Annotated in this window: 17 protein-coding genes, 1 riboswitch and 1 other annotated feature; of the genes, 16 read left to right on the top strand and 1 reads right to left on the bottom strand. The window is 35.0% G+C overall.

All coding sequences use genetic code 11. The annotated features are described in order from the left end of the window. Positions 1 to 65: 65 nt before the first annotated feature. The 16 genes from hutP (at position 66) to CD035_RS13830 (ending at position 18,136) form a co-directional block, all read left to right on the top strand. Positions 66 to 503: a hut operon transcriptional regulator HutP gene (hutP, locus tag CD035_RS00350; RefSeq protein WP_048542869.1), complete on the top strand. Its 438-nt coding sequence runs from the start codon at positions 66 to 68 to the stop codon at positions 501 to 503. Positions 504 to 596: 93 nt separating this feature from the next. After that, the gene (hutH, locus tag CD035_RS00345) at positions 597 to 2,081 is read left to right on the top strand and encodes a histidine ammonia-lyase (protein ID WP_048542867.1); all 1,485 of its coding nucleotides are present in this window, start codon (positions 597 to 599) and stop codon (positions 2,079 to 2,081) included. A 27-nt stretch (positions 2,082 to 2,108) separates the two neighbouring features. Then, complete coding sequence (locus CD035_RS00340; protein ID WP_048542865.1) at positions 2,109 to 3,419, top strand: YjiH family protein; 1,311 nt, start codon at positions 2,109 to 2,111, stop codon at positions 3,417 to 3,419. A gap of 17 nt (positions 3,420 to 3,436) precedes the next feature. Next, positions 3,437 to 5,104, top strand: coding sequence for a urocanate hydratase (hutU, locus tag CD035_RS00335; protein ID WP_048542862.1), 1,668 nt, complete (start codon positions 3,437 to 3,439; stop codon positions 5,102 to 5,104). Next, the gene (hutI, locus tag CD035_RS00330) at positions 5,097 to 6,338 is read left to right on the top strand and encodes an imidazolonepropionase (RefSeq protein ID WP_048542860.1); all 1,242 of its coding nucleotides are present in this window, start codon (positions 5,097 to 5,099) and stop codon (positions 6,336 to 6,338) included. Before hutU ends, hutI begins: the two co-directional genes overlap by 8 nt. A gap of 48 nt (positions 6,339 to 6,386) precedes the next feature. Next, positions 6,387 to 6,582, top strand: a binding site (T-box leader). 63 nt (positions 6,583 to 6,645) lie between these two features. Next, complete coding sequence (serS, locus tag CD035_RS00325; RefSeq protein ID WP_048542858.1) at positions 6,646 to 7,923, top strand: serine--tRNA ligase; 1,278 nt, start codon at positions 6,646 to 6,648, stop codon at positions 7,921 to 7,923. A 124-nt stretch (positions 7,924 to 8,047) separates the two neighbouring features. Beyond that, positions 8,048 to 8,563, top strand: coding sequence for a YceI family protein (locus CD035_RS00320; protein WP_048542856.1), 516 nt, complete (start codon positions 8,048 to 8,050; stop codon positions 8,561 to 8,563). Between the two features lie 412 nt (positions 8,564 to 8,975). Further along, a complete protein-coding gene (locus CD035_RS00315; protein WP_048542935.1) occupies positions 8,976 to 9,620 on the top strand; it encodes an AzlC family ABC transporter permease in 645 nt (214 codons plus the stop codon). Beyond that, positions 9,617 to 9,943 carry an AzlD domain-containing protein gene (locus CD035_RS00310; protein ID WP_048542854.1) on the top strand — a complete coding sequence of 109 codons (327 nt, stop codon included), beginning with the start codon at positions 9,617 to 9,619 and terminating at the stop codon, positions 9,941 to 9,943. Before CD035_RS00315 ends, CD035_RS00310 begins: the two co-directional genes overlap by 4 nt. 66 nt (positions 9,944 to 10,009) lie before the next feature. Beyond that, positions 10,010 to 10,111, top strand: a riboswitch (SAM riboswitch). Positions 10,112 to 10,182: 71 nt separating this feature from the next. Further along, on the top strand, positions 10,183 to 11,151 hold the full coding sequence (gene metX / locus CD035_RS00305; RefSeq protein WP_048542933.1) for a homoserine O-acetyltransferase MetX: 969 nt from the start codon (positions 10,183 to 10,185) through the stop codon (positions 11,149 to 11,151). An 81-nt stretch (positions 11,152 to 11,232) separates the two neighbouring features. Beyond that, on the top strand, positions 11,233 to 12,150 hold the full coding sequence (locus CD035_RS00300) for a DUF2232 domain-containing protein (RefSeq protein WP_229412487.1): 918 nt from the start codon (positions 11,233 to 11,235) through the stop codon (positions 12,148 to 12,150). Positions 12,151 to 12,164: 14 nt separating this feature from the next. Next, the gene (locus CD035_RS00295) at positions 12,165 to 14,129 is read left to right on the top strand and encodes a DHH family phosphoesterase (protein ID WP_048542851.1); all 1,965 of its coding nucleotides are present in this window, start codon (positions 12,165 to 12,167) and stop codon (positions 14,127 to 14,129) included. Next, complete coding sequence (rplI, locus tag CD035_RS00290) at positions 14,129 to 14,575, top strand: 50S ribosomal protein L9 (RefSeq protein ID WP_048542849.1); 447 nt, start codon at positions 14,129 to 14,131, stop codon at positions 14,573 to 14,575. The genes CD035_RS00295 and rplI overlap by 1 nt, the downstream gene beginning before the upstream one ends. A gap of 100 nt (positions 14,576 to 14,675) precedes the next feature. Next, a complete protein-coding gene (gene dnaB, locus CD035_RS00285) occupies positions 14,676 to 16,076 on the top strand; it encodes a replicative DNA helicase (protein WP_025906258.1) in 1,401 nt (466 codons plus the stop codon). A 286-nt stretch (positions 16,077 to 16,362) separates the two neighbouring features. After that, positions 16,363 to 17,649: an adenylosuccinate synthase gene (locus CD035_RS00280; RefSeq protein WP_048542847.1), complete on the top strand. Its 1,287-nt coding sequence runs from the start codon at positions 16,363 to 16,365 to the stop codon at positions 17,647 to 17,649. A gap of 313 nt (positions 17,650 to 17,962) precedes the next feature. Continuing rightward, on the top strand, positions 17,963 to 18,136 hold the full coding sequence (locus tag CD035_RS13830; protein ID WP_048542846.1) for a hypothetical protein: 174 nt from the start codon (positions 17,963 to 17,965) through the stop codon (positions 18,134 to 18,136). 778 nt (positions 18,137 to 18,914) lie between these two features. Here CD035_RS13830 and CD035_RS00275 read toward each other — a convergent pair. Continuing rightward, positions 18,915 to 19,799, bottom strand: a complete 885-nt coding sequence (locus CD035_RS00275) for a YitT family protein (RefSeq protein ID WP_048542842.1) — start codon at positions 19,797 to 19,799, stop codon at positions 18,915 to 18,917. Positions 19,800 to 19,959: the final 160 nt, after the last annotated feature.

The raw sequence follows: 19,959 nt of genomic DNA, 5'->3' as shown, positions 1-19,959 counted from the left end.
TTTCCGAAAGCGTATACTTAAAATAAATATAGACATTAGTTATTAGATAAGATAGGAGCTTTCACATGACTGAACAAATATCAATTGGCAAGTATGCTACGTTATTAACAATCACAGATGAACAAACAGCAAAGCAGTTAATGCCTCAATGTCATGACATGCGATTTATTGTAGGCAAAATTGGTACGATGTCATTAAATAAAATTATTTCATCTGTTGAAACAGCAGCTAGAAGACAAGGGATTATTTCGGAAAGTCAGTATAGAGAAACACACGCGTTATACCATGCGATTTTAGAAGCGGTGAATGGTATTACAAGAGGTGAATTATCTATTGGTGAAATTATGCGAACGGTTGGTTTGAAATTTTCAATAGTAAGAGGTTATCCTTACCAAGATAAAGCAGAAGGTGAATGGATAGCTGTAAGTTTATATGGCACAATCGGCGCACCTATTAAAGGTAAAGAGCATGAAACAATTGGATTAGGTATTAATCATATATAAGACATAGAAACACCTATTAGATACTAGATAGAAGAAAGGTGCAACAAATTTAGGTTTGTTGTATTTTTTGTGTCCTAAAAAGGAGTGCTTTCAGTGAATTTAGTATTGAATGGTAAAGAGTTAACAATTCAAGACATTAAACAATTCTTAAAAGAAAATGGTCAAATATCCATTTCAGAAGAGGCGTTAGTTAATGTCAGAAAAAGTCGTGAAACAGTTGAAAAAATCATTAAAAATAAAGAAACGATTTATGGTATTACGACTGGTTTCGGATTATTTAGTGATGTGCTAATAGAACAAGAAAAATATAACGATTTACAAGTCAATTTAATTCGTTCTCATTCATGTGGTACAGGTAAACCATTTCCTGATAATGTGTCATTAATCATGATGGTTTTAAGGTTAAATACTATGTTAAAAGGACATTCAGGTGTTACTGAGCAACTTGTAGCGTTACTTGTAGAATTTATTAATCGAAGAATTATCCCTGTCATACCTGAGCAAGGATCATTAGGTGCTTCAGGAGATTTAGCGCCATTATCTCATTTAGCTTTAGCCTTAATTGGCGAAGGAGATGTCCATTATAAAGGTGAAACAAGAAATGCGAAAGAAGTCTTACACGAAGTAGGATTAGAGCCACACTCATTACAAGCAAAAGAAGGATTAGCCCTTATAAACGGTACACAAGCTATGACATCTCAAGGTGTGATTGCATATATTGAAGCTGAAAATATTGCGCATCATGCAGAATGGATTGCTGCTTTAACGCATCAAGCACTGAACGGTATTGTAGACGCATATGATGAACATGTGCATATCGTAAGAAACTTTAACGAACAAGTTGAAGTAGCAGAGCGTATGAGAAATTGGTTAGAAGGTTCTAAATTAACAACTAAACAAGGTGAAGTGCGCGTGCAAGATGCATACACATTGAGATGTATACCTCAAATTCACGGTGCAAGCTTCCAAGTACTGAATTATGTAAAAGAAAAATTAGAATTTGAAATGAATGCAGCTAATGATAATCCGTTGATTTTTGATAATGATGATGAAACTCTTGTAATATCAGGTGGTAACTTCCACGGGCAACCCATTGCATTTGCCGTTGATTTCTTAAAAATAGGTGTCGCTGAGTTAGCGAATGTATCAGAAAGAAGACTTGAAAGATTAGTTAATCCACAACTCAATGGAGGCTTACCAGCATTCTTAAGTCCAGAGCCAGGATTACAAAGTGGTGCTATGATTATGCAATATGCAGCAGCATCACTCGTTTCAGAGAATAAGACATTAGCACATCCAGCAAGCGTTGATTCAATACCATCATCTGCAAACCAAGAAGACCATGTATCAATGGGAACGATTGGTGCTAGACATGCTTATCAGATAATCCAAAATGTAAGAAGAGTCATTTCAATAGAGTGTATCATCGCTTTACAAGCTGTAGAAATTAAAGGGGTAGAGAAACTGTCGCCTAAGACAAAAGAGAAATACGATGAATTAAGAGCGATTGTTCCTTCAATAACACAAGATAGAGTATTCCATCATGATATAGAGAAAGTTTGTGAATATTTAAGATAATCATTTAACAAACAAAGGGGTGTTGTGATGAATAATCAACAACTAAACAACAAAGGTAAGGATATGTGGAGGTTTTATGTATTTAGTTTATTAGGAATTATATTATTTTTTGTTCCTATAACGATTGGTAAGAATAATACGATACTAGTAGACCATATACATTTATCATTGCGTTCATTATTAGGAGGATATACTGCTTATTATGCTTTAATCATTATATTAATTGGCGCAATATTACCTATCATAAGAATGGATTTTAAAAAGTCAGTGACAGATTTTATTTTAGTTGTCGTGAAAATCATCGGTGCAATAATAGGGTGTATGTACGTCTTTAATATAGGACCGAAACTATTATTTCAGCCTAACTATGGGCCATTCTTATTTGAAAAGTTAATGTTACCACTAAGTATATTGATTCCTGTAGGTGCCATTGCATTATCATTTTTAGTAGGTTATGGACTCTTAGAATTTATTGGGGTCTTTATGCAACCTATTATGAGACCAATATTTAAGACACCTGGAAAGTCTGCTGTTGATGCAGTAGCTTCATTCGTTGGAAGTTACTCATTAGGCTTATTGATCACAAATAGAGTGTATAAAGATGGCATGTATAACAAGAAAGAAGCAGTTATCATTGCGACTGGATTTTCTACAGTGTCAGCAACATTTATGGTAATTGTCGCAAGGACACTAAATATAATGGATATGTGGAATTTATTCTTTTGGTCGACATTAGTTATTACATTTGCTGTGACTGCAATTTCTGCACATCTACCACCGATTTCAAGAGAATCGGAAGCATATTACAATAACCAAGAAGGTCAAAAAGAAGTAAAAGTCCAAGGTAGTTATATTAAAACAGCTTATGCAGAAGCAAAAAGACAATCACACCAATCATTAACATTATTTAAAAATATCATGACCAATTTAAAAGATGGTATAGAGATGACAATGGCTATACTACCCTCTATCCTATCAATCGGATTTCTAGGTTTAGTATTAGCTAATTTCACACCTATTATTGATTGGCTAAGTTATATATTTTATCCATTTATTTATATTTTTCCAATAGATGATAAACCGTTATTAGCAAAAGCTTCAACGATTTCAATTATAGAAATGTTTTTACCTTCTCTTCTAGTTGTTAAAGCATCAATTGAAGTGAAGTTTGTTACAGCAATTACAAGTATCTCAGCAATTATATTCTTCTCTGCTTTGGTACCTTGTATTTTAGCAACAGATATCAAAATTCCAATATGGAAGTTAGTAGTGATTTGGTTTATCCGTGTTGCACTTACTTTATTAATTGCAATACCATTTAGTTTATTAATATTTTAGAAAAGGGGAAATGAGATATGTCTAGAGCAATTAAAGCGAAAAAAGGTTTAGAAATTGAGTGTAAAGGTTGGGAACAAGAAGCGGTTCTAAGAATGTTATACAACAACCTTGATCCTGAGGTTGCGGAACATCCTGAGAAGTTAGTTGTATATGGTGGTATTGGTAAAGCTGCGCGTAACTGGGAAAGTTTCGACGCGATTGTTGATACGTTAAGAAGATTAGAGAATGATGAAACGATGCTTGTTCAATCTGGTAAGCCAGTTGCTGTTTTCAAAACGCATGAAGAAGCACCTCGTGTATTATTATCAAACTCTGTATTAGTACCTAAATGGGCTAACTGGGAACATTTCCATGAATTAGATAAAAAAGGGCTTATGATGTACGGTCAAATGACTGCTGGTAGCTGGATTTATATCGGTTCTCAAGGTATTGTTCAAGGTACTTACGAGACGTTTGCTGAATGTGCGAACCAGCATTTTGGAGGATCATTAAAAGGTACGATTACGTTAACAGCTGGATTAGGCGGTATGGGTGGTGCGCAACCATTAGCTGTAACGATGAATGGTGGGGTCGCTATCTGTGTAGACGTCGATCCGTCTAGAATTGAAAAACGTATCGAAACAAGATATTGCGATGTTATGACAGATTCATTAGATGAAGCTTTAGAAAAAGCAGAAGAAGCTAAAAAAGCGGGTAAACCTTTATCAATAGGTTTAGTAGGTAATGCTGCTGAAATTCATCATGAAATCTTAAATAGGGGATTTAAAATTGATATCGTGACTGACCAAACTTCTGCACATGATCCATTAAACGGTTATGTGCCTGAAGGATATTCACTTGAAGAAGCGGATAAACTTCGTGAAAGTGACCCTAAAAAATACGTAGAATTGTCTTCAGCATCTATGAGAAAACATGTAGAAGCAATGTTATTATTCCAAAAAAATGGTGCTGTTGCATTTGACTATGGTAATAATATTAGACAAGTAGCATTAGATGAAGGTTTAGAAAATGCATTTGATTTCCCAGGATTTGTACCTGCATATATCCGTCCATTATTCTGTGAAGGTAAAGGACCATTTAGATTTGCTGCTTTAAGTGGCGACCCTAAAGATATTGAAAGAGCAGACGAATTAATGCGCGAACTCTTCCCTGAAGACGAAAAATTAATGCGCTGGTTAGATATGGCAAGTGAAAAAATTGCTTTCCAAGGTTTACCTTCAAGAATTGCATGGCTTGGTTATGGCGAACGTGCAAAAATGGGATTAGCATTAAATGAACTTGTTAGAAAAGGTGAAATATCAGCACCAATCGTTATTGGACGTGACCACTTAGATTCAGGTTCAGTAGCATCACCAAACAGAGAAACAGAATCAATGAAAGACGGGTCAGATGCTGTAGGTGACTGGGCAATCTTAAATGCACTTGTAAACACAGCTGCAGGTGGTTCTTGGATTTCAGTTCACCATGGTGGCGGTGTAGGTATGGGATACTCATTACACGCTGGTATGGTCGTTGTAGCAGACGGTAGTGAACGTGCTGATAGAAGACTAGGCAGAGTATTAACAACTGATCCAGGTATGGGTGTAGCAAGACATGCTGATGCAGGGTATGACATTGCAATTGATACTGCAAAAGAAAGAAACGTAGATATTCCAATGTTAAAGGAGAAAGATAACCATGAATGATATCATAATCCAAAATATAGGCGAATTAATTTTACCGAAGAAGACTGACGGACCTCTTAAAGGGAAAGCTTTAAATGAATTAAATATTATCAAGAATGGCACAGTTGTTATAAATGAAGGTAAAGTCGTTTATGCAGGTGATCATACTGAAGAATTTGAAGCTAAAGAAGTCATTGATGCCACTCATAAAGTCGTATCACCAGGCTTAGTAGACGCACATACACACTTAGTGTTTGGTGGATCTAGAGAACATGAAATGGCACTTAAACAACAAGGGGTAAGTTATCTTGATATCTTGAAACAAGGTGGCGGTATTTTAAGTACGGTTGAAGCGACTCGTGAATCAAGTGAAGAAACACTATACGAAAAATCTAAAAAAGAAATTATTAGAATGATTCAATTCGGTACGACAACTGTAGAAGCTAAAAGTGGTTACGGTTTAGATAAAGCAACTGAATTAAAACAATTAAATGTGGCACATCAATTAGCGCAAGACTTACCGATTCGAATGAAACATACATTTTTAGGACCACACGCTGTGCCTAAAGATGCGAAAGACAATTCAACATTCTTACAAGAAATGATTGATTTATTAGATGATGTGAAAGATAAAGCTGACTTCGCGGATATCTTCTGTGAAACAGGTGTGTTCACAATTGATGAATCAAGACGTTATATGCAAGCAGCTAAAGATAAAGGTTTAAAAGTTAAAATTCATGCTGATGAAATCGATCCACTTGGTGGACTAGGGTTAGCGATAGATGAAGGTGCAATATCTGCAGACCATCTCGTAGCTTCTAGTGAAGAAGATAAGGCAACGTTAAAAGACAGTGACACTGTAGCTGTATTATTGCCAGGCACAACGTTCTATTTAGGTAAAGATCAATATGCAGATGCAAGAGGTATGATTGATCATAATGGTGCTGTTGCAATTGCGACAGACTTCAATCCAGGTAGCTGTGTTACGGACAATCTTCAACTTGTAATGAGCATTGCGGCATTAAAGCTTAAGCTTACGCCTAATGAAATTTGGAATGCTGTTACAGTTAATGCAGCTAAAGCAATTGATGCAGAAGCAGGTACACTTGAAGTTGGCGATCAAGCTGATGTAGTTGTATGGGATATTCCAAACCATGAATATTTACCATATCATTACGGTGTAAATCATGCCGAAACAGTCATCATTAACGGCAAAAAGGTCTATGAAAACGCAGGTCTCTTGACTGAATCATAAGTATAGCTTGAAAATATGATATCAATTTGATATATTTATGTTAATTTAATAACTATATTGTTTAGGAATAAGTAATTTAAGCGTACATGTATAGAGAGCTTGTGGTTGGTGTAAACAAGTCATGAAACTTAAACGAATCTATCCTTTTAAGAAGAACAATCGGTAGAAACCGTTATATGACTTAGAGTGCAGTTTTTAATAACTGTTAAATAGGGTGGCAACGCGTAAGCACCACGTCCCTTGTGTAACAACGAGGAACGTGGTGCTTTTTTCTTAAACAATTATAGTATAAGAGGGAGGAAATATTATGTTAGACATAAGATTAATTAGGTCTGAACCGGAATTTGTTAAAGATAAAGTAGCCAAAAGAGGTGACGATCCAAAGGTCATCGATGAAATTTTAGAATTAGACAAAAAACGCCGTGAACTCATTGCTCAAACAGAAGAACTTAAATCACGTCGTAATAAAGTAAGCGGTGAAATTGCGCAGAAGAAACGCAATAAAGAAAATGCAGACGATGTTATTTTAGAAATGCGTCAAGTTGGCGATCAAATTAAAGAAATCGACCAAAATTTAAATCAATTAAATGAAGATGTTACGTACAGATTAGTAAGAATTCCCAATTTAATTAGTGATGAAACACCAGTCGGTAAAGATGAAGATGATAATGTAGAAGTACGTAAATGGGGTACACCACGTCAATTTGATTTTGAATCTAAAGCGCACTGGGATTTAGTTGAAAATCTTAAGATGGCAGACTTTGAAAGAGCTGCTAAAGTATCAGGTGCACGCTTCGTATTCTTAACAGGTCAAGGTGCACAACTTGAAAGAGCACTTATGAACTTCATGGTAACAATGCATACAACGCAACATGGTTATACTGAAATGATGGTGCCTCAACTTGTAAACGCAGATTCTATGTTTGGTACTAGCCAATTGCCTAAATTTGAAGAAGATTTATTTAAAGTAGAAAAAGAAGGGTTATATACAATTCCAACTGCTGAAGTACCTTTAACAAACTTCTATCGTGATGAAGTGTTACAAGATGAACAATTCCCAATTAAATTTACAGGGCAATCTGCATGTTTCAGAAGTGAAGCTGGATCAGCAGGTAGAGATACAAGGGGTTTAATTAGATTACACCAATTTAATAAAGTTGAAATGGTGAGATATGAAAGACCTGAAGATTCATTTAAAGCACTAGAAGAATTAACTCAACACGCTGAAAATATTTTACAAGCTTTAGAATTACCATACAGAACTGTGAACTTATGTACAGGGGATATTGGATTTGGAAGTTCTAAAACATATGATATAGAAGTATGGCTACCAAGTTACAACGATTATAAAGAAATCAGTTCATGTTCAAATATGACAGATTTCCAAGCACGAAGAGCAAATATAAGATTTAAACGAAGCAAAGATGCGAAACCAGAATACGTACACACACTAAACGGAAGTGGATTAGCAGTAGGTCGTACATTTGCTGCAATCGTTGAAAACTACCAAAATGAAGACGGTACAATCACTGTACCTGAAGTATTAGTACCATTTATGGGCGGCTTAAAAACAATTGAATTATAAGTGAGTTAAATCTCACAAAAAGGGTAATCATATATTGGTTACTCTTTTTTTGATTTAATGCTTGAATATACTTTTTATATTTGATATACTAAGTATACAAAATAAATAAAGGGAGTTTTGACAGATGACTAATTTCAATTTCGACAAAGCACACAGTAGTTTAGAATTTACAGTAAAACATTTAATGGTATCTCGCGTTAAAGGTACTTTTGAAGATTATAACGTAGAAGTATCAGGAGATATTAATGACCTTTCTACATTAAAAGCAACAGTTACAATAAAAGCAGATTCAATCAATACTAAAAACGCTGACCGTGACGCTCACTTAAAATCAGCTGACTTCTTTAGTGCAGATGAAAATCCAAATATTACATTTGAATCAAAATCAATCAGTGAAGATTCAATTACAGGTGATTTAACAATCGCTGGCGTAACACACGAAGAAACATTTGACGTTGATTTCAACGGCGTAAGTAAAAACCCATTAAATGGTGAAACAGTAACAGGTTTCGCAGTAACTGGTAAAATCGACCGTGAAAAATACGGCGTATCATTTAACCAAGCATTAGAAACTGGTGGCGTGATGATCGGTAGAGATGTTAAATTCGAAGCAAGTGCAGAATTCGGTTTAAGTGAATAATTTATATAGATAATCAAACAGTAGAAATTCATTCAATTGAATTTCTGCTGTTTTTTATATGGTTTGAGATATAAATATAAGTGCACGAAGACTGAGAGATATCGTGCGCTAAGGTACAAAATAAGGGCATAACGCACGAAGACTAGATCATCTATGGCCATCTAAGCCCAAATGATTAATCCAGTATCAAATTGATTAATTATTTTCCGAATATTTAATCAAGTGTTATTGATAAAGTAATATAGGTATGATAAAACTAATACATATTAAAATTCTTTAGAGGTAAGTAAGATTGAGGTTAGACAAACGTTAGACTTACCTTTAACTGTAGATTGGAGGCATCGTTGTGACAAGTACGAGTATTACGAATAAAGGTTTGTTTCTTCAAGGTGTTAAAGATTGTATACCAACTATGCTTGGATACTTTAGTGTTGCATTAGCTTTTGGTATCGTCGGTATTTCATCTGGTTTATCTATTTTGGAAATTGCATTGTTGTCTATATTTGTCTATGCAGGTGCTGCTCAATTTATTATATGTGCGTTGGTTGCCATTCATTCCCCTATTTCAGCAATTCTATTGACGGTATTTTTTGTTAATTCAAGAATGTTTCTTCAAAGTTTGGCTTTAGTTCCAGCATTTAAAGGTAATGGTTTTTGGTCGAATATAGGAATAGGCACACTTGTAACGGATGAGTCATTCGGTGTTGCGATTACGAAATATGCGAAAGAGAAATCGCTCAATGCGATTTGGATGCATGGTTTAAACATTTCAGCATATTTATTATGGATTGTGACATCTATTATCGGCGGATTAATCGGAAACTTAATACCTAAACCTGAAATGTTTGGACTAGATTATGCTTTGACAGCGATGTTTATATTTTTATTGATTGCTCAGTTTGAAACAATACATAAAAGCAAAATTCTAGTATATATTTATTTAATTCTATTAACGATTGTATGCATGCTTATTCTGACATTATTTATGCCAACTTATTTATCCATTATTGTGTCGACAATTATTGCTTCTGTCGTAGGGGTGGTGTTTGATAAATGAGTATATCGATGTATTTAATTTTAATTACGATAAGTTGTTTTGTTTTAACTTGGATTATCCGTGTTTCTCCATTTGTATTGTTATCAAAAGCGGACTTACCTGAAAGTGTGATCAAGTGGTTACAATATGTGCCGGTATGTCTCTTTACGGCATTAATACTAGAAGGCATGTTAAATCAAGAAGGCAATGCGGGGTTTACGTTAAATTTTGAGAGTATTATAGTCGCGATACCAACAATTCTAATAGCACTCATATTTAGAAGTTTAACGATTACAGTTATAGCTGGTATGTTTATTATGGCGATTGTGAGATTAGTCTTTTAATTTCATTCGTTAACTTATTGAAAGAAATGCTCATTTCTAGTATTCTTAATATAAATTACATAGCAAAGCTTATTCAGAGAAGTTGAGGGAATTGGCCCGACGACACTTCAGCAACCGGTCATAATAGATACGGTGCTACTACCAACGAGTATACTCGCATAATAAGGATGATGAGGACTTCTTACTTCTTTGACGAGTAAGAAGTCTTTCAATTTAATTAAGAGGGGGGTTTTAATGTGATTATTTCTCGAGAAACAGGCATAGTAGATCTTGGACATTTTGAAACAGAATCTGGTGAAGTGATTGATAACTTGAAACTTCAATATGAGTATGTGGGTTATAAAGGCCAGCCACTCGTTGTAGTTTGTCATGCGCTAACAGGCAACCATTTAACATATGGTGATGATGAGCATGCAGGTTGGTGGCGTGAAATTATAGATGGCGGTTACCTTTCAATTAATGATTATCAATTTATAACATTTAATGTAATTGGCAGTCCTTATGGATCAAGTTCAAGATTGAATACTCCAAATTTCCCGGAACATTTGACGATGAGAGATGTTGCGAAAGCAAACATATTAGGATTGAAACAATTTGGCTACGAAAAAATTGATGTATTAATTGGTGGCTCTTTAGGTGGTATGCAAACGTTAGAAATGCTTTATGACGGTTCGATTGAAGTGAAAAAAGCAGTCATATTAGCTGCTACAGAGAAGACTTCATCATATAGTAGAGCGTTTAATGAGATTGCAAGACAAGTCATTCATATGAACGGACAAGATGGTTTAAGCATCGCAAGACAACTTGGCTTTTTAACGTATCGTTCAAGTAAAGATTACGAATCAAGATTTTCTGCAGATGATGTTGTAAGCTACCAAAAATATCAAGGCAATAAATTTAAAGAAGTATTTAACAAAGACTGCTATTTAACATTGTTAGATGTTTTAGACAGTCACGACATATTTAGAGGACGAGATGATGTTGAGGAACGTCTACTTCAACTAGAAACGAAAATATTAACATTAGGATTTGCGGATGATTTATTATATCCAGATGACCAAGTGAGAGCTTTAGGTCGATTCTTTAAGTATCATAGACATTTCTATGTGCCAGACAACGTGGGCCATGATGGGTTTTTATTGAATTTTGGAGATTGGGCACCTAACGTTTATCATTTCTTAAAATTATATAAATTTAAAGCACGCTGATATCAACTTAAAAGTCACCTACATTGTTTTAAAGGATAAAAATCTGTAAAATAGAGAAAGATGTTTAATTTAGATTGGGAAGTGAAAAATTTGTCTTTTAAAGTCGATATAAAAGCGACAATCATAGCAACACTTATACTAGTTCTAAGTGCCGCTATTATAAATTTTGTACCATTATTAGCAATATTGATCATACCATTTATTACGATACCAGGAACGATTCTTTGGTATCGCTCTAAACCGTCCTTTTTTGTGACGGTTGTCATAACGTTATGTGCAACTGTGTTATTTAATCATGTATTCTTATTAACTGCCATGACACTTGTTATTTTTATGAGTGTATTTATTGGGCAGTTACTTATTGAGCGTACATCTAAAGAACGTATTTTGTACTTAGTGACAACATTTATGAGTATTTTAACGATAGGTAGTGTGTTAATTTTACAAATTACGGGAAACTTACCTTTAACGAGCAAGTTCTTTAATCAGTACCATGATGTATTAGTGTCGTATTTTCAAATGGGTGGTAATATAACAACTGAAATTGAAGAATCTTTACAAGTTTCATTAGAAATATTACAAGCGAGCATTCCTGGGTATATAGTATTATGGGTATTCTTATTAGTGCTTGTGAATTTAGTTGTGACGTTTCCGATTTTAAGAAAATTCAAAGTCGCAACACCTGTGTTCAGACCATTATTTATGTGGCAAATTAACAGGAGCGTTGCATTCGTTTTTGTGATTACAGTACTTGTGAGTTTGTTTGTAACGAAAGATAATGTAGTGGCGTATGGCATAGTCACTAACTTACAATTTGTGTTAGAATGGGTTATATTTATACAAGCATTATCGTTGTTCCATTTATTTGTAAAAGTTAAAAAATTACCAATTATAGTAGGTGTCATCATCTTTGTATTGGCATTTATATTTAAACCGTTTGCGTACTTATTCGGATTAATGGACATTTGGTTTAACTTGAAACAACGTATAAAAAAGTAAATTGAGGTGAGTTTATGAACCGTCAATCTGTTAAAAAAGCCCTAATATTTCCGTACATTATTATGATGATATTAGCTTTGGTGCTAGTCGTATTCAGTTTTTTTAATTCAATATTTTGGGCGATTATTTCGACGGTTGCTACGATAATTCTAATTGCAGTAAGCATATTTTTTGTTAGACAGAGCTTTTTGAAATTAGATTTATATATTGGGAGTTTAGCCGGTAGAATTACGAAAAGTAAAACAAGTGCAGTCAGTGACTTACCAATAGGCGTCATATTATTAGACAAAAATGACCATATCGAATGGATTAATAATTTTGTTAATAAACGATTAGAACGAGACGTTTTAGACGAACCAATTAACGAAGTATTTCCGAATATCTTAAAAAGATTAGAAAATACTTCAGAAGTAGAGATTGAAGAAGGATCATACAAATATAAAGTCACTTATACTGAAGATGAACAGTCTATTTATCTGTTTGATATTACTGAATCTTCCCGTGTATATGAATTATATGAAAATGAAAAACCAATCATAGCAACTATTTTCTTAGATAACTTTGATGAAATTACACAGAACATGAATGACTCTCAACGTTCAGAAATCAATAGTCTGATTACAAGTGTTATAGATGACTGGTCATCACGTTATCAATTGTTTATTAAACGTTATAGTGCTGATCAATTTATAGCGTTATTAAACAAGAGTATATTAGAAGATATCGAAACGTTGAAATTTAACTTATTAGATGATTTAAGAGATAAGACAAGAGACATCGGTCACCAATTAACACTGAGTATCGGTATTGGTGAAGGTAGTGAGAACTTAATTGAGTTAGGTGAACTATCACAATCAAGTTTAGACTTAGCACTCGGCCGTGGTGGTGACCAAGTAGCCATTAAAAATAGTAATGGTAACGTGAGATTCTACGGTGGTAAGACTGACCCGATGGAAAAAAGAACGAGAGTACGTGCGCGTGTGATATCCCATGCGTTACGAGATATCTTAATTGAAGGCGACAAAGTGATCATTATGGGTCATAAATCACCAGATATGGACGCAATCGGTGCAGCAATCGGTGTATCACGTATTGCGAAGATGAATAATCTTGAGTCATATATTGTATTAAACGATTCGGATATTGATAGTACATTAGAACGTGTGATGGCTGAAATAGACGAGAAGCCTGATTTGAAAGAAAGATTTATTACATCAGAAGAAGCTTGGCATGAAATGACACCTCGTACAACACTCGTTGTCGTGGATACACATAAACCTGAACTTGTAATTGATGAGAACTTGCTTAATAAAGCAAATAGAAAAGTCGTTATTGACCACCATCGTCGAGGCGAAAGTATCATCTCAAGTCCATTACTTGTTTATATGGAACCTTATGCAAGTTCAACAGCTGAGCTTGTTACAGAGTTGTTAGAATATCAACCAACAGAACATCGTTTAACGAGAATCGAATCAACGATTATGTTAGCCGGTATTATTGTGGATACACGTAATTTCACATTAAGAACAGGATCAAGAACATTTGATGCTGCGAGCTTTTTAAGAAGTCATGGTGCAGATACCATTCTTTGCCAGCACTTCTTAAAAGACGATATCGATACGTATATTAAACGTTCAGACTTAATTAAGACGGTTAAATTATTCCACGGTGGTGTCGCAATTGCGCATGGTGAAGATCATGAAACGTATCACCCCGTTACAGTTGCACAAGCAGCAGATGAGTTGCTTGGCTTAGAAGGTGTAGAAGCATCTTATGTAGTAGCAAGAAGGTCAGAAGATACAATTGGTATTTCTGCCCGTTCATTAGGAGAAGTTAACGTACAATTAACGATGGAAGCGCTTGGTGGAGGCGGCCACTTATCCAATGCTGCAACACAAATTAAAAATACAACAGTAGAAAAAGCAATCGAGTCATTAATTCAGGTTGTTGAATCAGATGAAAAAGGAGTGGAAGAATAATGAAAGTTATTTTCACACAAGATGTTAAAGGTAAAGGTAAAAAAGGTGAAGTGAAAGACGTACCAGTAGGATATGGCCAAAACTATTTAATTAAAAATAATTATGCTGTAGAAGCGACACCTGGAAACCTAAAACAATTAGAACAACAAAACAAACGTCAAGAAGAAATCAAACAACAAGAAATAGAAGATGCTAAAGCACTTGCGGAAAAACTTAAAGAATTAGAAGTTAAAATTCCGGCTAAAACAGGTGAAGGCGGTAAATTATTTGGATCAGTAAGTACGAAACAAATTACGCAAGCATTAGATAAACAACACCAAATCAAAGTTGATAAACGTAAAATGGACTTACCAAATGGCATTCACAGTTTAGGTTATACAAATGTACCAATTAAACTACACAACAAAGTTTCTGGCACATTAAAAGTACATGTTGTTGAAGAATAAAGGCATCAATAAAATGGTCGGTATTTGATTTACCGACCTATTTTAATGCGTTATAATAAAAATTATTAAAAAATGGAAAGGAGTAATCAGTATGGATGGTATGGATAATATGATGAACCCAAAACAAATGCCCCATAGTATAGAGGCTGAACAATCTGTTATCGGTGCAATCTTGATTGATCCTGAACTGATTAACTCAACAGGTGAAACATTAATACCTGAAGCTTTCTATCGTGCAAATCATCAACACATATTTAGAGCGATGTTAATGCTAAATGAACAGAATAAAGAAATTGACTCTGTTACATTGATGGATCAGTTAGCAGCAGAATCATTATTAGAAGAAGCGGGCGGTCCAGCCTATTTAGCAGAATTAGCAAATAATGTCCCAACAACAAGAAACATACATTTCTACATAGATATTGTGTTTAAACATGCAGTGAAACGCCAACTCATTCGTGTGGCGGATAGTATTGCTGAAGATGGGTATAATCCTGAACTTGATTTAGAATCATTGTTAGGAGATGCAGAAAAGAGAATTTTAGAGATTTCTGCTTCAAGAGGTACGGAAGGCTTCAAAGATATTAAAGATGTATTAAGTATTGTGTTTGATAATGCCGAACAGCTCGATCAAAATAATGGACAAACACCAGGTATACCAACTGGTTATCGAGATTTAGACCAAATGACAGCAGGGTTTAACCGAAATGATTTAATCATTATTGCGGCACGTCCATCAGTAGGTAAGACTGCCTTCGCATTAAATATCGCACAACAAGTTGCAACACACCAAGATTTGTATTCAGTTGGCATTTTCTCTTTAGAGATGGGTGCTGATCAACTTGCTACACGTATGATATGTAGTACGGGAAATGTAGATTCAAATAGATTACGTACAGGTTCAATGACCGAGGAAGACTGGAGCAGGTTTACAGTTGCAGTAGGTAAACTATCTAGAACGAAAATATTTATTGATGATACACCAGGTATCCGAATTACGGATATTCGTGCTAAGTGTCGTAGGCTCAAACAAGAACATGGATTAGATATGATCATGATAGACTACTTACAATTAATTCAAGGTAGTGGTTCTCGTAGCTCAGATAATAGACAACAAGAAGTATCAGAAATTTCTCGTATGCTTAAAGCAATCGCAAGAGAATTAGAATGTCCTGTTATTGCGTTAAGTCAGTTATCTCGTGGTGTTGAACAACGACAAGATAAGAGACCAATGATGAGTGATATTCGTGAATCTGGTTCGATTGAGCAAGATGCAGATATCGTTGCCTTCTTATATAGAGATGACTATTATTCAAGAGGTGGCGAAGATGAAGACGGAGAAGCGGTTGATGCGGGTGCACAAGACGAGAATGGTGAAATTGAAATCATTATCGCTAAACAACGTAACGGCCCAACAGGAACCGTTAAACTACACTTCATGAAACAATATAACAAATTCACCGATATTGACTATCAACATGCTGGAATGGAATTTGGATAAAAAAAGTTTTTGAGCTAAAAGACGTACATTTATTGCATGTTAAGCAAAAATGTACGTCTTTTGTTTTGTGTAAAGTAACACTTATGTGCTTAAGTTTGTGTTTTTGAAAATGAATAAAACAATTATAATCCTTTTAAAAACTGTGGTTAAGGTGTTTTTTAGCAATTCCGGTATGAATGAGAATTGTAATTTAACACTCGTAATCAATGTTCGTTTTTAGTTTGCAATTTAAGGATAGTACTGATAGAATACTTAATGGTTAATGAGAAAAAGCGGAGGTGCTCACATGTCATCAATCGTAGTCGTTGGGACGCAATGGGGAGACGAAGGTAAAGGTAAAATCACAGATTTCTTAGCAGAGGATGCAAACGTTATTGCACGTTTTTCAGGTGGTAACAATGCAGGTCACACAATTAAATTTGATGGGGAAACTTATAAATTACATTTAGTACCATCAGGTATTTTTTATCAAGAGAAATCAAGTGTTATCGGTAACGGTGTAGTTGTTGATCCAGTAGCTTTATTGAAAGAATTAGATGCTTTAAATGAACGCGGAGTTGCAACAGACAATTTAAGAATTTCAAACCGTGCGCAAGTCATCTTACCATATCATCTTAAACAAGATGAATTAGAAGAAGAAAAACGCGGTGATAACAAAATTGGTACAACTAAAAAAGGTATCGGTCCAGCTTATGTAGATAAAGCACAACGTATCGGTATCCGTATGGCTGATTTATTAGATAAAGAAACATTTGAAAAACGCTTAAAAGAAAATCTTGAATATAAAAATGAATTATTCGAAAAAATGTTCAACGCTGAAGGTTTCACTTTTGAAGAAATTTTTGAAACTTACTATGCAGCAGGACAACGTTTGAAAGATTATGTAACAGACACAGCTAAATTATTAGATGATGCTTTCGTAAACAATGAAAAAGTATTATTCGAAGGTGCTCAAGGTGTTATGTTAGATATCGACCACGGTACATATCCATTCGTTACTTCAAGTAATCCAATTGCAGGTAACGTTACAGTAGGTGGCGGTGTTGGTCCAACATACGTATCTAAAGTAATTGGTGTATGTAAAGCTTATACATCTCGTGTAGGAGACGGTCCATTCCCAACAGAATTATTTGATGAAGATGGTCACCATATCCGTGAAGTAGGTCGTGAATACGGTACAACAACTGGAAGACCACGTCGTGTAGGTTGGTTTGACTCAGTAGTTCTACGTCACTCACGCCGTGTAAGTGGTATTACAGATTTATCAATCAACTCAATTGACGTATTAACAGGATTAAAAACAGTTAAAATCTGTACAGCATACGAAATTGATGGTGTTGAAATCACTGAATATCCAGCAAACTTAAACGAATTAGAACGTTGTAAACCAATCTTTGAAGAACTACCAGGTTGGGAAGAAGACATTACAGGATGCCGTTCACTAGAAGAATTACCAGATAACGCACGTCGTTATTTAGAACGCATCTCTGAATTATGTAACGTTAAAATTTCTATCTTCTCAGTAGGACCAGATAGAAACCAAACAAACCTACTAGAAAACTTATGGGACTAATAAATAAAGAGAAACCAGCAGATATGTAGCGTATCTGCTGGTTTTTTCATATTGGGAAAAGGTGTTGTAAGGTTTGGAGTGAGTTGAGTTGTTGGGGGTGTTTAGGGAAACGGACGAGATTGGGGGCAGATGTGAGTTAAAGGCGGAATAAACTCACGAGATTGATGAACATGTGAGTTAAATGTCAATGTAAAAATGTACATAATTGATTGTTTGGGAGTGTAAAAAGTAGAAATACTGTTTATACTAGCGAATTTAAATTATCTGTTTTAAAATTTAGACAAGATAATAAACAAAAGGAGGAGCTTGAACTATGGCTAAAAAACGAACTAAATCAAATAAGAAAAATTTACCTTTAAATGAAAATGAACGCGAAGAACTTGAAAGACTTAGAAATGAAAATGAGACGTTAAAGGCAGGTATAGCCTATCAAAAAAAGTTACAGGCCTTGACCGATATATATGGAAGCAACAATCAGAAAAAATAAAGGTCATTAAGGGACTACATGAAACATATAATAGACTCATTAAGGTTTATATTTTTGAGTTCTGTTCAAAGTCATAGCTTAACTCCCGAGTAAAGCCAAGAGATCGTCCAAGTCTTAGCTTAAGTCCTGAGTAAAGCCAAGAGATCGTCCAAGTCTTAGCTTAAGTCCTGAGTAAAGCCAAGAGATCATCCAAGTCTTAGCTTAAGTCCTGAATAAAACCAAGAGATCATCCAAGTCGTAGCTTAAGTCCTGAGTAAAGCCAAGAGATTATCCAAGTCTTAGCTTAAGTCCTAAGTAAAGCCAAGAGATCATCCAAGTCGTAGCTTAACTTCCCAATAAAGCCAAGAGATCGTCCAAGTCGTAGCTTAAGTCCTGAGTAAAGCCAAGAGATCGTCCAAGTCTTAGCTTAAGTCCTAAGTAAAGCCAAGAGATCGTCCAAGTCATGGCTTAATGCCTGAATAAAGCCAAGAGATCACACAAGTCTTAGCTTAAGTCCTGAGTAAAGCCATGAGATTTTCCGCGAACCCTAAATCAACCTCACCTTGACCCAACTCAATCCTAACCCGTCGTCCCTCATACATCGCCCGACTCTCCCCATACATCCTCAACCACATACATCCACCCCAACAAAAAAAGCATAAAAACTTATCATTTCAAGTTTGTCTACCAACTGCGCTCTAGACACTAACTTAATCAGGCTTCCTAATTAAGACTGTCCGCAATCATAGACGTCTATCTATACTTTGAAATCATAAATTCTTATGCATTTTACTGTGATTTAATGTATTTCTCTTTTCTTAAAGCGTCCACCTTTTACTTCGCTCACATCACCAATTGATAGGAATGCGGTGTTATCTATTTCTGTTACGATATCTTTTAGTTTGGATTCTTCTAATCGTGTGATGACACAGAATACGACTTTTTTATCTTCGCCTGTATATGCGCCTTCTCCATTCAGATATGTCACACCTCTACCAAGTCGGTCATTGATGGCTTCTCCGATATCTCTATATGTATCGCTGATGATCCATACGGCTTTTGATTCATCAAATCCTTGAACGGTTACATCAATCATCTTAGCAGCTATAAAATAAGCAATAACGGAAAACATCGCTGATTCCCAAGTGAATACAAATCCTGCAGCTGTAAATATGAAGAAGTTAATCAACATGACGATTTCGCCTACTGAAAATGGTGCTTTACTGCTGATTAAGATAGCACTGATTTCAGATCCATCTAAAGATCCTCCATATCGTATTACGAGGCCTACACCTAAACCAATAATTGCGCCTCCAAAGATCGTTACTAAAAACGCTTCTTTAATAAAAGGATCAAAATGATGTAAGTAGGCTGTTGTAATAGATAATATTGTAATTGCGTAAATTGTAGAAATCGTGAATGTCTTACCAATCTGCTTGTATCCTAAAAAGAAAAACGGAATATTTAGTAGAAAGATAAATATTCCAAGCTTTAAATTGGTGAGATGACTCAAAATAATTGCGATACCGACAATGCCACCATCTAGTAGATTGTTAGGAACTAAAAATAATTCTAACCCTACCCCCATTAATATACTGCCGATGGTGATAAATATGAATCGTTTGAGGATTTCTCCTTTACGTAATTTACGATGTCCTTTTCTAATAGCTTGTGCTTGTTCCATATTATCATCCCTTTTTAGTACTTCTATATTTATTATATAAAAAATTTAAAATAAAATCTTGTCTTCTGTATATTAGTCATGCTATAATCAATCTTGTGTTAAACAGAGGCCCCTTGGTCAAGCGGTTAAGACACCGCCCTTTCACGGCGGTAACACGGGT

It is taken from the genome of Mammaliicoccus sciuri, assembly GCF_002901825.1.
Classification (GTDB): Bacteria; Bacillota; Bacilli; order Staphylococcales; family Staphylococcaceae; genus Mammaliicoccus; species Mammaliicoccus sciuri.
Note: the sequence above shows the minus strand (reverse complement) of the source record. Positions and strands in the feature narration are given on the sequence as shown.

Bases quoted from the DNA above. Each gene is read 5' to 3' on its own strand.
- CD035_RS00315 (WP_048542935.1), top strand. From the start codon at position 8,976: ATGCTTGGATACTTTAGTGTTGCATTAGCTTTTGGTATCGTCGGTATT.
- CD035_RS00340 (WP_048542865.1), top strand. From the start codon at position 2,109: ATGAATAATCAACAACTAAACAACAAAGGTAAGGATATGTGGAGGTTT.
- hutI (WP_048542860.1), top strand. From the start codon at position 5,097: ATGAATGATATCATAATCCAAAATATAGGCGAATTAATTTTACCGAAG.
- CD035_RS00280 (WP_048542847.1), top strand. From the start codon at position 16,363: ATGTCATCAATCGTAGTCGTTGGGACGCAATGGGGAGACGAAGGTAAA.
- serS (WP_048542858.1), top strand. From the start codon at position 6,646: ATGTTAGACATAAGATTAATTAGGTCTGAACCGGAATTTGTTAAAGAT.
- dnaB (WP_025906258.1), top strand. From the start codon at position 14,676: ATGGATAATATGATGAACCCAAAACAAATGCCCCATAGTATAGAGGCT.
- CD035_RS00320 (WP_048542856.1), top strand. From the start codon at position 8,048: ATGACTAATTTCAATTTCGACAAAGCACACAGTAGTTTAGAATTTACA.
- CD035_RS00275 (WP_048542842.1), bottom strand. From the start codon at position 19,799: ATGGAACAAGCACAAGCTATTAGAAAAGGACATCGTAAATTACGTAAA.
- CD035_RS13830 (WP_048542846.1), top strand. From the start codon at position 17,963: ATGGCTAAAAAACGAACTAAATCAAATAAGAAAAATTTACCTTTAAAT.
- hutU (WP_048542862.1), top strand. From the start codon at position 3,437: ATGTCTAGAGCAATTAAAGCGAAAAAAGGTTTAGAAATTGAGTGTAAA.
- CD035_RS00295 (WP_048542851.1), top strand. From the start codon at position 12,165: ATGAACCGTCAATCTGTTAAAAAAGCCCTAATATTTCCGTACATTATT.
- CD035_RS00310 (WP_048542854.1), top strand. From the start codon at position 9,617: ATGAGTATATCGATGTATTTAATTTTAATTACGATAAGTTGTTTTGTT.
- rplI (WP_048542849.1), top strand. From the start codon at position 14,129: ATGAAAGTTATTTTCACACAAGATGTTAAAGGTAAAGGTAAAAAAGGT.
- hutP (WP_048542869.1), top strand. From the start codon at position 66: ATGACTGAACAAATATCAATTGGCAAGTATGCTACGTTATTAACAATC.